Source organism: Tolypothrix sp. PCC 7601, assembly GCF_025677855.1.
Classification (GTDB): Bacteria; Cyanobacteriota; Cyanobacteriia; order Cyanobacteriales; family Nostocaceae; genus Aulosira; species Aulosira diplosiphon.
This window is the reverse complement of sequence record NZ_CP064879.1, coordinates 8,364,601-8,377,769: the sequence shown is the minus strand read 5'-3', so window position 1 is coordinate 8,377,769 and position 13,169 is coordinate 8,364,601. Positions and strand designations below refer to the sequence as shown.

16 protein-coding genes are annotated in these 13,169 nt (G+C 40.0%); 8 read left to right on the top strand and 8 right to left on the bottom strand.

Annotated elements, in window-relative coordinates; translation table 11 throughout:
- Nucleotides 1–251 precede the first annotated feature (251 nt).
- A complete protein-coding gene (locus HG267_RS33980) occupies nt 252–779 on the top strand; it encodes a hypothetical protein (protein ID WP_045874105.1) in 528 nt (175 codons plus the stop codon).
- A gap of 50 nt (nt 780–829) precedes the next feature.
- Here the strand turns inward: HG267_RS33980 and HG267_RS33975 are convergent, their stop codons facing one another.
- The 7 genes from HG267_RS33975 to HG267_RS41795 all read right to left on the bottom strand — a co-directional run bounded on the left by HG267_RS33975 (nt 830) and on the right by HG267_RS41795 (nt 5,646).
- Entirely contained in the window at nt 830–1,585 is a 756-nt protein-coding gene (locus HG267_RS33975; RefSeq protein WP_045874162.1) for a phosphate ABC transporter ATP-binding protein, read from the bottom strand.
- Between the two features lie 47 nt (nt 1,586–1,632).
- Complete coding sequence (pstA, locus tag HG267_RS33970) at nt 1,633–2,472, bottom strand: phosphate ABC transporter permease PstA (protein WP_045874104.1); 840 nt, start codon at nt 2,470–2,472, stop codon at nt 1,633–1,635.
- Nucleotides 2,465–3,319 carry a phosphate ABC transporter permease subunit PstC gene (pstC, locus tag HG267_RS33965; RefSeq protein WP_228045578.1) on the bottom strand — a complete coding sequence of 285 codons (855 nt, stop codon included), beginning with the start codon at nt 3,317–3,319 and terminating at the stop codon, nt 2,465–2,467. The genes pstA and pstC overlap by 8 nt, the downstream gene beginning before the upstream one ends.
- Nucleotides 3,300–4,154, bottom strand: coding sequence for a phosphate ABC transporter substrate-binding protein (locus HG267_RS33960; RefSeq protein ID WP_045874102.1), 855 nt, complete (start codon nt 4,152–4,154; stop codon nt 3,300–3,302). Before HG267_RS33960 ends, pstC begins: the two co-directional genes overlap by 20 nt.
- Nucleotides 4,155–4,174: 20 nt before the next feature.
- Entirely contained in the window at nt 4,175–4,483 is a 309-nt protein-coding gene (locus HG267_RS33955; protein ID WP_045874101.1) for an ArsR/SmtB family transcription factor, read from the bottom strand.
- A 589-nt stretch (nt 4,484–5,072) separates the two neighbouring features.
- Nucleotides 5,073–5,300: a hypothetical protein gene (locus HG267_RS33950; protein WP_045874100.1), complete on the bottom strand. Its 228-nt coding sequence runs from the start codon at nt 5,298–5,300 to the stop codon at nt 5,073–5,075.
- Between the two features lie 160 nt (nt 5,301–5,460).
- Complete coding sequence (locus tag HG267_RS41795; RefSeq protein WP_052335415.1) at nt 5,461–5,646, bottom strand: transcriptional regulator; 186 nt, start codon at nt 5,644–5,646, stop codon at nt 5,461–5,463.
- Nucleotides 5,647–5,822: 176 nt separating this feature from the next.
- Here HG267_RS41795 and HG267_RS33940 point away from each other — a divergent pair, with 176 nt between their 5' ends.
- The 7 genes from HG267_RS33940 (at nt 5,823) to HG267_RS33910 (ending at nt 11,577) form a co-directional block, all read left to right on the top strand.
- Nucleotides 5,823–6,398 carry a TetR/AcrR family transcriptional regulator gene (locus tag HG267_RS33940; protein WP_045874099.1) on the top strand — a complete coding sequence of 192 codons (576 nt, stop codon included), beginning with the start codon at nt 5,823–5,825 and terminating at the stop codon, nt 6,396–6,398.
- A 90-nt stretch (nt 6,399–6,488) separates the two neighbouring features.
- The gene (locus HG267_RS33935; protein ID WP_045874098.1) at nt 6,489–7,778 is read left to right on the top strand and encodes an ABC exporter membrane fusion protein; all 1,290 of its coding nucleotides are present in this window, start codon (nt 6,489–6,491) and stop codon (nt 7,776–7,778) included.
- Nucleotides 7,779–7,873: 95 nt separating this feature from the next.
- Entirely contained in the window at nt 7,874–8,209 is a 336-nt protein-coding gene (locus HG267_RS33930; RefSeq protein ID WP_045874097.1) for a DUF2834 domain-containing protein, read from the top strand.
- A gap of 14 nt (nt 8,210–8,223) precedes the next feature.
- Nucleotides 8,224–9,390 carry an ABC transporter permease DevC gene (gene devC / locus HG267_RS33925; protein ID WP_045874096.1) on the top strand — a complete coding sequence of 389 codons (1,167 nt, stop codon included), beginning with the start codon at nt 8,224–8,226 and terminating at the stop codon, nt 9,388–9,390.
- Between the two features lie 114 nt (nt 9,391–9,504).
- Nucleotides 9,505–10,218 (top strand): DevA family ABC transporter ATP-binding protein, encoded by a 714-nt coding sequence (locus HG267_RS33920; RefSeq protein ID WP_045874095.1) that lies wholly within the window; start codon nt 9,505–9,507, stop codon nt 10,216–10,218.
- 317 nt (nt 10,219–10,535) lie between these two features.
- Complete coding sequence (locus tag HG267_RS33915) at nt 10,536–11,189, top strand: MotA/TolQ/ExbB proton channel family protein (protein ID WP_045874094.1); 654 nt, start codon at nt 10,536–10,538, stop codon at nt 11,187–11,189.
- A complete protein-coding gene (locus tag HG267_RS33910) occupies nt 11,173–11,577 on the top strand; it encodes an ExbD/TolR family protein (protein ID WP_045874093.1) in 405 nt (134 codons plus the stop codon). The genes HG267_RS33915 and HG267_RS33910 overlap by 17 nt, the downstream gene beginning before the upstream one ends.
- A 298-nt stretch (nt 11,578–11,875) precedes the next feature.
- Here HG267_RS33910 and HG267_RS33905 read toward each other — a convergent pair whose 3' ends face one another.
- The gene (locus tag HG267_RS33905; RefSeq protein ID WP_045874092.1) at nt 11,876–12,970 is read right to left on the bottom strand and encodes an AI-2E family transporter; all 1,095 of its coding nucleotides are present in this window, start codon (nt 12,968–12,970) and stop codon (nt 11,876–11,878) included.
- Nucleotides 12,971–13,169: the final 199 nt, after the last annotated feature.

Below are 13,169 nucleotides of genomic sequence, written 5' to 3'. Positions count from 1 at the left end.
GGCACAGGTAACGATGATTGCTTATATTGATAATTCCCAGATGCAAACCCAAAAAGCCAGTTATAGCAATTTTGGGTAATGGGTAATGGATAATTGGTACAAACACCAAACACCAAAAACCGAGATAAATCAACTTGTTTTGGGCATATTGAGAAATAACAGTTAAAAATTTCTTGGGAGTGTTAAGTTATTAAGCCTCATCTGAAGCGAAAAAGCGAGAAATAATTTTAGGTTTAGGGAGTTATTACAGAATGGGCGAAGCTAAGGACAGGAAACCGTTAGATGCAAATTATGAAAAACAGACTATCAATGCTGATGAAGCTAATTGGGTAGGCTTTCTAATTGAAAGATACTCAGAAGGTAAAATTTTATGTATTGATACGTTAGATAGAATCTTGCATTTCTGCTTTTGGGATGAAGATTCAGTGGCAAACATTAGAATGCAGCGAGAGGATATTTTATCTCATTTGATTGAGAATGCTTCTGAGAATAATGCCAATGGCGATCAAACTAAGCTTTCTGGTATAGCTGATAGAATTATTTCGGAGTTAACTACACAGGCAATACAACAATTACCAGAATTTATTGAGGCGCGGAAAGCACTTCTTAGTAAAGGATTTTTCAAATTCCAAAACGGCTCAACTATTGAGTGGAATCCTTCAGAAGCAGATTTTTATAAAGCTCAATATGCTGAAGAATTTTTAGATAAATGTTCTATTTTAATTCCCTATATTGAATATCCTAAACATTGCCGAATTTCTGGTAATGATAAACATTAAGATGATAGGTAATTGGTAATTGGTAATTTTGAGTTTTGCTTGATAATAAATTACCCGCGAATACCATTTACATAAGCAGCTGTTAAATCTTGTTGTGGATTTGTAAAAATCTGCTCGACTGTACCATATTCAATTAATCTTCCTACTTCTGTTTGTACCCAAAATAGGGCAGCATAATCGCCAATCCGCCTCGCTTGAGCGAGGTTGTGAGTGACAATTACCACGGTGTAACGTCCTCGCAGACTGGCAATTAAATCTTCAACTACGCCGCTAGAAATGGGATCGAGGGCGCTACAGGGTTCATCAAATAGTAATACTTCCGGTTGCAAAACTAAAGCCCGGGCAATACATAAACGCTGCTTCTGTCCACCAGATAAAGATAAGGCAGAACTATGCAACCTATCTTTAACTTCTTTCCATAGTCCGACATCTTGTAGAGTAGTTTCAATTAGCCAATTAATTTTTTCCCGGTTTTTAACGCCATGTTCTTGGAGGGGAAAGACGAGATTTTTCCAAATAGAAAAGGGAAAAGGATTTGGCTTTTGGAAGATGGTTCCCACACGCCGACGCAGGGCGATCGCATCTATCCGGCTGTTGAGAATTTCTAAATCATCTAGGCGAATGCTGCCGCTAACTTTGGTATGGGGGATTAAATCAGTTAAGCGATTTAGACAAGTTAAAAAACTGGTTTTGCCACAGCCAGAAGGCCCCACTAAGGCAGTAATTTTACCTGCCTGAATTGGCATAGTAATATCTGTAAACGCGGCTTTTTTACCGTAATATAAACTCAGCTGCTCCGTTTGCATTGCAGGCAGAGATAATGGGGCATTTTGCGTAAATTGAGTTTTTTTGCTCAAGATGTGATTCTCCTCGCTAACCAAAATTGAGCTGTCCAAATTGCGATGCCATTGATCAGCAACAATAAAATCAACAACACCAAAGCAGAGGCGTAGGCGTTAGCATCTCCGCCGGCGACATTCATTGATAAATCGAAAATGTGAACCGATAGCGATCGCCCAGAATCGAGTAAAGACTCTGGCATTCGATCCACATAGCCACTGGTAAAAATTAATGCAGCGGTTTCTGCGATCGCTCTGCCAATTCCCAGCACTAAACCGACAACTAACCCTGGTGTGGCTGCTGGTAATAAAAGTTTCCCTAATGTGGTGGTGCGTGATAATCCCAAAGCCGCAGCCCCTAAACGATAATCCTGGGGAACAGCCCGCAGCCCTGCTTCTGTGGAACGAATCAAGATAGGCAAAACCATACAAGCTAATGTCAACCCACCAGACAATATCGAAAAGCCCAATCCCAACTTGATGGAGAAAAAAGCATTACCAAATAAGCCAAAAACTATAGATGGCACTCCCGCTAACACATCTAAACTACGACGCACTAAACGCCCAAAAACACTTTCGCTGGTGGTAAATTCGGCTAGTAGCACGGCAGTACCAACACCGAGGGGGAGAGAAACTGCCATACAAACGCTCAAAATCAAACAGGTAGAAATCAAAATCGGCGCAATTCCCCCCTCGCGCCCGGCATTTTCCGGTGCTGTTGTCAGAAATTCCCAAGAAATTTGCCCTAAACCATGCCCTAAGATATCGCTGAAAATCCAGCAGAAAACTGCGGTAATCAAGAATGCGATCGCCCACAGTACTAAGGTAGGTAATGGCAGAGATTTTTTAGCCATAAATGTTTCTTTGGCTAATAGTTTCCGCCACAGCTACTAAAATGGCGATCGCTACCATTAGCAACAAGCCACTGACAAATAAGGCTGAACGGTGATTGCCTGTGGCATAAGCCATTTCTAAAGCTATATTGGCAGTTAGGGTGCGAATGGGGTCAAATAAACTCTTAGGTGTTTGCACGACATTGCCACAAACCATCAACACCGCCATTGTTTCTCCAATCGCCCTTCCCGTTCCCAAAATCAAACCTGTAAATAAGCCAGATTTAGCTGCTGGTACAACCACGCTGCTAATTGTTGCCCAGCGAGAAATTCCCAAGGCGGCTGCACCCTGGAGATACTCAGCCGGTACTTCTGAGAAACTAGCTTCTGCAGTTAAGGCGATCGTCGGCAGAATCATCAATGTCAAAATAGCGATTCCTGCTAGCAAGCTGGTTCCTGGTGCTTGCAGTTTCCCAATTAGAGGCACAAGGACAACTAAACCCCAAAAACCGTAAACTACGGAAGGAATGCCAGCCAGTAACTCAATTAAGGTGCGATACAATCTGGCAATTACAGGCGGCGCATAATATTGACAAAATATTGCTGAACCAATGCCTAAAGGTGTTGCCAACAGTATAGAACCGAGTGTTACTAACAAACTTCCCCACAGCATCGGCAGCAAATTATAAAATCCTTGTACTGGATGCCAAGATGGATCGCTGATAAAACGCTGCCATCCTAGTTGTTGCAGGATGGGCAAAGCTTCGAGTAATAAGAATGTGGTAATTAAGACAACAATAATACCTGTAATTAAAGCTAATAGCCGTAATATCCACAGGAGAAGGTTATCACTTTGAGATGGGGACAAAATCCTGTTTTTTAACAATGTCATGGACTTGTGGCGACTGGGCAAAATCGATAAATGCTCGTTCTAACCCTTGCGGCTGGGTTTTGGTAACCAAATTCAAAGGGCGAGCAAGGGGAAATGTGCCATTTTTAATATTCTCTGTGCTAGCCGCGACTCCATTCAGAGGTAATAACTTAATTGGTACGCCATTGTTGATACTAAATTCAGCAGTGCCAATAGATACATAACCAATGGCATTGGGATTACCTGCTACTGTCTTAATCCCCTGCTGATTGTCCCCAATTACAACCGATGATTTGATATCGCTATTTTTGAGTTTGAAATAGCTGAGAAACAATTCCAGGGTAGAACGTCCCTCTGCTTTATTCACAACTGTGATGGGTGCATTCTTACCACTAACTTGTTGCCAGTTGTTAACCTTACCCGTGTAAATATCGATAACTTGTTGATTTGACAGCGATTTTACCGGATTTTCTTTGTGCAAAATCATGCCAATACCATCGCGGGCGATCGCAAAAGCTTTTAAGTCTTTTTCTTCTGCTTTCAGACTCCGAGATGCCATGCCAATATTGGCAACACCTGTACGTGCATCAGCAATCCCACGAGAAGAACCACCTGTTTGCACATCGACTCGCACATCCGGATGTTCTGATTCAAATTTCTTCCCGATTTCTGCTGCCAAAGGTGCTACTGTACTCGAACCTGTTAAAACTAACTTTCCTTGTAATTTATTGGTTGCTTGATTTGCTGTTTTGTTAGATTGCGTACAAGATTGTAGTCCGAAACCAATTGTTAAACCGACAGTAATTAACGCTAGAGTTTTAAATTTTGTCATCGCCAAATTGCTGCTAAATTTTATTCAAAAGAAAGAAGACAACAACCTAAATCTATTGCCTTACCAGTGTTGTCTTGGCGATGAGTAGAAACAAAATGGTAAAGTACTGCCTTCCCATCTCGCCTTGCCTCTACAAAGCCTGCATCCCGCAATATTTTTAAATGGTGAGATAGTAAACTCTGCTCTAACTTTAAGACAGAATTTAGCTCCCCTACATGTTGGGGGCCTTCCATGAGAATTTTCAGCACAGATAGGCGTGTCGTATCTGCTAAAACTTTTAGTTGACGTGCACAAAAGTTTGGAGATGATAAATTTTTAGAGTCTGTCATTCACTCTGAGATATGATTTGAATTATTATTGATATGAATTTTTTTTCAAGTATTTTAGAGTCTATCATATTTATTGACTCCATAATCAAATAAATTTTAGAGTGGGGGCTAGAGAAAGACGATTTAATTGGCAAAATATAGCTCTTTGGGTTTCCTATAGAAATCCATTTTGATGTGTAAAATTATTTGACTAGAGAGGGAAGGGAAAATAGGGAAAAAGCAATAAAAGTAGTAGGATGCGTTACGCTATCGCTAACGCATCCTACATTAATTTAATCTGAGACAAAAATCATCCCATCAATCAGCAACGCTGATTATTTAAATATTTTTTGTAAGTCTATAGCTAAATATTTAGCAAATTTTATAAATAGTAATTTATTGAAGATAACAATAAGTTGAATTTATTAACTACAGGAAATAGTGCTTAATTCTTAAAACGTTTGTGGTCTTACAGCTTTATGTAAAACTTGCTGCAAGACCACTTTAAATGAAATCTCAACGAGATTAACCAGTATGGAGATGACCCTAAATTTAACATGCTCACCAATTCACAAGAATACCCAGAGAATCAATTTTTGATTATTTTTTCCTATCTCCCTGGCTCTTCATCATCAATAAATTTGATGAGTTGGATGATTTCCAGCAAACTTTTCCAAAAACCTAATCTTGGCTGTTCTTGATCTGGATCTTCATTGAGTGTTGGTTGTTCAGGGTTTTCGAGCCTTTGATTGTGAAAAGTGAGATTATTATTACTCACTTCTTCATTGGCGAAATTCTCCCTAAGATGTGTTTTCAAGCCTTTATCTTGAAGATTCACGATATTCCACCTCTTATCTTCTATATTTTTAGTCTACCGTTTTATGACATTAAAATTTATTGTTTTTTGATTATATTTTCCACGTAAGTGTTAAACATCTTCCCGTAGTTGGAGCGTAAGTCTATCTTCGGCAGAAATAGAGGCAGTTGGTTGTTTGTGGTTATCGATATAAACTTAACTTGCCACCCGCGTCCTGAAATGATTGCCCGATAGTCACTTCTCTCCAATGTTCTGAAACTTTTTTGTAAAGGTTGATATGAGCTAACGCAGACATCAAACGCAAACGGTTGGGATCGGACAAGGCACTAAAAAATTCTGCCATCTGTTGCGCCCGATTGATCGGCATCACCTCTGACTGCACCTGACGTACCTGCTCAAGATAGAGATGTTTTTAGTGTTTTCTTTCGCTTTTCCCATTCCCTTTTTTCCCCTTAACCCAAAAGTTAGGCGGTATCTTGACAACTCCGTGTGAAGGATTGTATTTTTATATATAACGAGCGTTCGATATAAATAAGCTCACTTATGCCCAAAATTGTTGATCATGAACAATACCGTAAGGAACTGCTCGGCAAGTGCTTCGATTTATTTGCCCAAAAAGGTTACAGCGCCATCACTATGAGGCAAATTGCTCAAGGTTTAAAGGTTTCTACTGGGACGCTGTATCACTATTTTCCCAGTAAACAAGCTTTATTTGAGCAATTACTAGAAGAAATTTGTCAGCAAGATGTGACCCTAGCATTAGCAGAGTTAGGAGAAAAAAAATCAATACCAGAGTCGATGGAAGTATTGGCAAAATATTTAGAAAAAAACGAAGATTATTTTATTAAATGGACTTGTATCTGGGTTGATTTTTGTCAGCATCAAGATTCTAAAACTATCCAAAGTAGCGGTGTGCTGAAGCGTACTAATCAACGATATCAACAGGCAGTTTATGAGTTTTTAGGTATTAAAGACCCAGTTTTAGCTTCTTTCGTATTGAGTTTTGTCAATGGCTTAATTTTGGAAAAATTATGGGGTGATGAAAATATTGATTTTCACGAGCAATGTGCATTGTTGGGGAAAATGCTGATGGGATACTTGGTGGTTGGGAATGGGTAATGGGTAATGGGTAATTGGGAATGGGTAATTGGGAAGAATATTTATATGTCCTCGATGTAACTTTCTACAAAATCTAAAATCAAAAATTGTATGAGTTATCGGCTGTCATTCAAACCAAAAAATCAAGGGGTAATTGCCTTAGTAATTGCGGCTACTGCGATTACAGGGACAATTGCTGTTTATGCTGTTTCTGAATTTGGACAGTTGGGTAAAACAGCTTCATCGGAAACGGTTCCAACTGCGCCAGTTGTACAGAAAGTAACTGCTTTAGGAAGACTACAACCGGAAGCCGAGGTAATTAAGTTATCTGCACCGTTAGCTTTAGATGGCGATCGCATTGCCCAAATTTTAGTTGAAGAAGGCGATCGCGTGAAAGCTGGGCAAGTTGTCGCAATTTTAGATTCACGCGATCGCTTGCAAACGGCGGTACTACAAGCGCAAAAACAAGTGCAAGTCGCCCAAGCTAAACTCGCGCAGGTGAAAGCGGGGGCGAAAACGGGTGAAATTCAGGCGCAGCAAGCCACTGTGGAACGTTTACAGGCGCAATCGATTGGCGATCGCCAAAGTCAAGAAGAAGCGATCGCGCGTTTAGAGGCACAATGGCAAGGTGATAGAATCGCCCAAGCTGCGACAATTAAAAAACTGAAAGCGGAACTAAATAACGCCCAAGCGGAATATCTGCGTTACCAACAGTTATATAAGGATGGGGCGATTTCTAATTCTGCATTTGATAGTAAGCGTTTGAGTGTGGAAACTACCAAACAGCAACTAGATGAAGCGCAAGCTGTTCTCAACCGCATCAATACCACTGCGAAGAGACAAATCGCTGAAGCCAAAGTAGGGCTTAACCGCATTAACGCCACTGGTAACAAGCAAATTAGGGAAGCCAAAGCCACACTTAACAGTATTGCCGAAGTCCGACCCGTGGATGTCGCCGCCGCCCAAACGGAAGTGGAAAATGCGATCGCATCTCTCAAACGCGCCCAAACTGACTTAACCGCCGCCTACATTAAAGCACCCACAACCGGACAAATTCTCAAAATACATTACCGCGCTGGGGAGAAAATCGGGGATTCTGGGATTGCAGACTTTGCCCAAACTGACCAAATGATTGCAGTTGCAGAAGTTTATCAAAGCGATATTAACAAAGTCAAACTGGGGCAACAAGCAGTAATTAGCGGCCAAGCGTTTACTGGAGAACTGCGCGGTAAGGTTTCCCAGATTGGCTTGCAGGTAAATCGGCAAAATGTTTTCAGCAACCAACCGGGAGAAAACCTCGATAGTCGAGTGATTGAGGTAAAAATCCGTCTCAATAAAGAAGATAGCAAACAAGTTGCAGGTTTTACGAACTTGCAAGTACAGACAGCCATTGAACTATAAAGTTTGTTTGCTGTAAAGGATAACGAATGTTCGATATAAAGTGAATTTTGGCGAAATATTCCGGAAATCAGTAATTATCGAAGGTGAATGTCATCATGATTCAATTTATCTATCTTCTCCTTTGTATTCTGGGCTTCGTTTTACCTTACTCACAATTTCTGCCTTTTGTTATAGAACATGGGCTAGATATCCAGCTATTTTGGCAACAGCTATTTGCTAATAAAATTTCTGGTTTTTTTGGTATGGATGTGATTGTTTCCTCCCTAACTTTTTGGACATTGATATTTTGGGAAGGGACACGTCTAAAAATGCAAAATCTCTGGGTTTACGTCATATGTAATCTTTTGGTTGGCGTTTCCTTTGGCTTGCCTTTATTTCTATTAATGCGACAACGCCAGCTAGCACAACAAGCCCAAACACCAATTTATTAAGGAATAATTTGTAGATGTTGTCTAAATTCTTCCGCAAAACTCCGCTAGCTTGGCGGCAGTTAATGAAAGAAAAAACACGGTTGGCAGTGGCGGTGGCAGGTATTACCTTTGCCGATATGCTGATGTTTATTCAGTTAGGTTTTGAAGGTGCGCTATTTGATGCAGCCGTTAAACCTCATCGGAATTTACAAGCAGATTTAGTTTTAATTAATCCGCAATTTCAAACTTTATTTTCAGTAAAAAGCTTTTCTCGTGAGCGATTGTATCAAACATTAAGTTATGACGGTGTGCAGTCGATAAATTCGGTTTATATTAGCACCGGACAATGGCGAAATCCTCAAACAAGGCTGGATCGTGCAATTTTGGTGTGGGGGATTGATCCAGCAAAACCAGCTTTTTTATTCCCAGAAGTTCAGCAACATCAAAATGATTTGAAACAGTTATATCAAGTCATGTTTGACCAAGCAGGACGGCCGGAATATGGGGATATTGCCACTATTTTTAACAAAACAGGTAACTTTGAAACTGAGTTAAATGGTAAAGCCATCAATGTCAAAGGTGTCTTTAGTAATGGTGCTTCCTTTGCTGCGGATGGAAATGTCATTGCCAGTGACTCTACCTTTTTACAACTTTTTCCTGACCGCAAAGCCGATCAAATTGAAGTAGGGTTAATTACCCTCAAACCTGGTGCAAATCCTGAACAAGTGCGATCGCAATTAGCGGCTGGTTTACCTAATGATGTCATAGTTCTGACAACTGAGGGATTTGCCCAAATTGAAAAAAGTTACTGGGCTAATGGTACTGGTATTGGCTTTATTTTCGGCTTGGGTGTAGGTGTTGGGTTTATTGTCGGGATTGTAATTGTCTACCAAATCCTGTATTCCGATGTCTCCGAACACTTACCAGAATACGCCACCCTCAAAGCAATGGGTTATAGCGATCGCTATTTATTAGGAGTGCTGTTACAAGAGGCATTATTTTTAGCTTGTTTAGGTTTTTTACCCTCATTTTTCCTCTCCTTGGGACTTTATCAATTAACCTACGCTGCAACATTATTGCCCATTTTTATGAAAGTAGAACGGGCAATTACAGTCTTTATTTTGACTATCATCATGTGTACTTTTTCGGGTGCGATCGCCATGCGAAAATTACACGCCGCCGACCCCGCAGATATTTTTTAATTTTGTTGACTGTTAATTGTTGACTGTTGACTGAGGAATAAAGTACAACCTCCTAACTTAAGTATGAGGATTGTAATTTTGAATTTTGAATTTTGAATTCCCGCAGGGTTGATTATGCTTTCTGAATCCACATCCACAACTTTATCTTTAAAACCAGTCATTAATATTAGTAACCTCAACCATTACTTTGGTGAAGGTTCGCTGAAAAAACAAGTTTTATTTGATATTAATTTAGAAATTCAAGCTGGCGAAATTGTGATTATGACTGGCCCCTCTGGTTCAGGTAAAACTACCTTGTTAACTCTGATGGGTGGATTGCGATCCGCACAATCAGGTAGTTTAACAATCTTAGAGGAAGAAATTTGCGGTGCTAGTAAGCAGCAGTTAACTAAACTACGCCGCCAGATTGGGTATATTTTTCAAGCCCATAATCTCATGTCATTTTTGACAGCTAAAGAAAACGTGCGGATGTCTTTAGAGTTACATGATGAGTTTCTGCATGAGGACATCGACAAAAAAGCGATCGCCATGCTGGAAAGTGTGGGATTGGGACACCGTGTAGATTACTACGCAGAAAGCCTTTCTGGGGGACAAAAACAACGGGTTGCGATCGCCCGCGCTTTAGTTAGTCATCCTAAAATTGTGCTAGCAGATGAACCCACAGCCGCACTCGATAAAAAGTCAGGACGCGATGTAGTGGAATTAATGCAAAAATTAGCGAAAGAACAAGGCTGTACAATTTTGCTAGTTACCCATGATAACCGCATCCTTGATATTGCCGATCGCATTATTTATATGGAAGATGGACAACTAAAAAATAATTCGTAATTCGTAATTCGTAGTTCGTAATTAAACTCTTTGCTTAGACACAAATTCAAGGTAAAACATCAATCATCTGGCTTTGACGTATTGTCAAAGATTGACAGATACATTAACTCACAGTAATGTCTTGAGAGTTATCATATAGCCATCCTAAAATGATGTGTGAAATATTTTATGCTTGTTGACTGCTAACACTCAACAGTCAACAGTCAACAGTCAACAGTCAACAGTCAACAGCCAAAACCGATTTATTTCACAACTGCAATAGAATTTCTATAGCAGTTTGCTACTTTAAAGAGAGTTGAGGAGTAGAAAAATAATAAATGCCATTTAATAACTTATTTACGGCTGGCGGCGTGGTCATGTGGCCACTGCTAGGTTTTTCGGTGTTGGCGGTGGCGCTAATTATCGAACGAGTTAAGTTTTGGATTAAGATAAATACTCGCCAAAATCGCGTAGTGCGAGAGGTATTACAACTTTATCGCCTAGATAATGTAGTTGGTGCTTTAGATAAGTTGCAGCAAAATTCCGATTTACCGATGTCGCGAATTTTTCTCGCCGCTTTAGAATTGGAAGAACCAACCCCAGAGGAATTTCGTTTAGCATTAGAAAGCGAATCTCAAGCCGAAATTCCCTTACTTAAACGCTTCCAAAACATATTTGATACTATCATCGGTCTTGCGCCTCTATTAGGACTCCTCGGTACTGTTTTAGGATTAATTACCTCATTTGCTTCCTTAGATATTGGTGATGTTGGTGGGACAAAAACATCAGGTGTAACTAGTGGGATTAGTGAAGCCTTAGTATCTACAGCATCAGGATTAGTCGTTGCTATCTTTACACTTTTCTTTGCTAATACCTTTCGGGGACTCTATATGCGCCAAATCGCTTGGATTCAAGAGTATGGCGGTCAGTTAGAATTGCTTTACCGCCGTCGTTATGAACGAGGAGAGAAACCCTATGCGCCTACCAGATGAACCCGATTTACCAGCTCAAATTAATATCGTCCCGATGATTGATGTCATTTTCGCGATTTTGACATTTTTTATCATGTCAACCTTGTTTTTAACTCGGTCGGAAGGTTTACCAGTTAATTTACCCAAGGCTGCTTCTGCACAACAACAATCATCTAGCGAACCTATTAATGTCACAGTAGACGCAACGGGAAAAATTAGCGTCAATCGCCAACAAGTTGACCTGAATGTATTATCAGCCCAAGTGCGTACATTGATGGCTGATAAGCAAGAAGCGCTGGTAATCATCAACGCCGATGAACGAGTTAACCACGGTCAGGTGGTAGCTGTCATGGATAATTTACGTCAGGTACAGGGGGCAAAATTAGCGATCGCCACCCAAAAACCATAATCAGTAGGTCGGCGAAATTAAAGATAATTGGCTGAGGCTGTCATTCTTACAAAGTTCTGATGCCTGCGGCAAGCCGCTACGCGTCTACGGAGGCAACCTCCGCTCAGACTTTGCGCTTTGTTCTTAGTCATTAGTCATTGGTAGGGATTTTAAGCTTATTTACGTTTATTAGCATAGTGTGGTTTATTTCCACCGACTTACTTAATAAACAGGTAATTATAAGAAAAATCTGACAAATCGAAGGGGCACAAAATTTTGTACCCCTTCGATTTATTTTATTTGGAATTTTGAATTCGTATTATTCCCCTACCTCAACTGGTGAATGATGTTTAATATTGTCATTCGATACAATTACTTGACTAAATACACCATCACGCCAGCCATCTGCTATATCTTTAATAAAACTAGCGATGGGTATCGCAATTAATAAACCTAATACTCCGCCTAATTTAGCTCCTAATAGTAAAGAAATTACTACCCATACAGGATTTAAACCTGTTAAATTACCAAGAATCCTAGGGGCAATAAAATTAGCATTTACTTGGTCAATTGCTACTGCTATCCCTAATACTTCTACCCCTAACCAAATATTTTGTAATGCTACTAGAAAACTAACTATAGTGATACCTATACCTGTACCAAAAGGGAACAGGGAGAAAAAGCCAATCCCAATCCCAAAAAGTAGCGCTAAGGGAACTTGTAGCGAGAAAAATGCCAAAGTCATCGCCACACTTAACACTGCACCTAATGTCGCCTGACCAATAAAATAATTATGAAAATCTTCTCTTAAAAATTCCCGCACTTTTGGGCCAATATAAGGCGGAAACCACTGAAAAACTCCATCCCATAAACGCTTGCCATTTAATACCATGTAGACAGTCAAGACTACTGTTAGCAGCACATTGACAACAATTCCAATAGTATCGAAAGCAACACTAACAACTCTGCCAGTAAAAGATTGCAGTTGATTAGAAAATCTATCTAATATTTGCGTCGCTATACCAGATAAATTTACAGGAAGCTGTTGTGTCGCCGCCCAATTTTGAAAAGCTTGGATTTGTTCACCAGCAGAATCAACCCAATAAGGAAGAATATTAGCCAATTCATTTAGCTGTTCTATAATTAGCGGTACTAAGATAATACCTAAAGCGACTAAAATCACTACAGCTAAAAGTAGAACTACACTAATAGCTAAGTTACGTTTTACCCCACGTTCTTGCAAAAATTGGATGGGATAATTCAACACAAAAGCTAATAAAATAGCGGCAACAAAAATACTTACTAAAGGTTGAAAATATTGCACAACCTGAAGTAATAACCAACCATTAAGAATAATAATAGGAAATGCCAATCCTATATTTAACCATCGCGGTAGTTTGTTTAGTGATTGCATTAGTGGTTACTCCGGGGGATTGGGGACAAATCAATTCAAAATTCGTCTTGAAAAGTTTGCTCAACGGGGGGAACCCCCGCACGCAACTTTTCGCAAAATTCAAAATTCAAAATTACGGAACTCCTGGAAGGGGTAATAATTGAATGACTCGTGAGTCAAGACGCGATGAATCGCGTCTCTACAATTGTTGACCCATGAA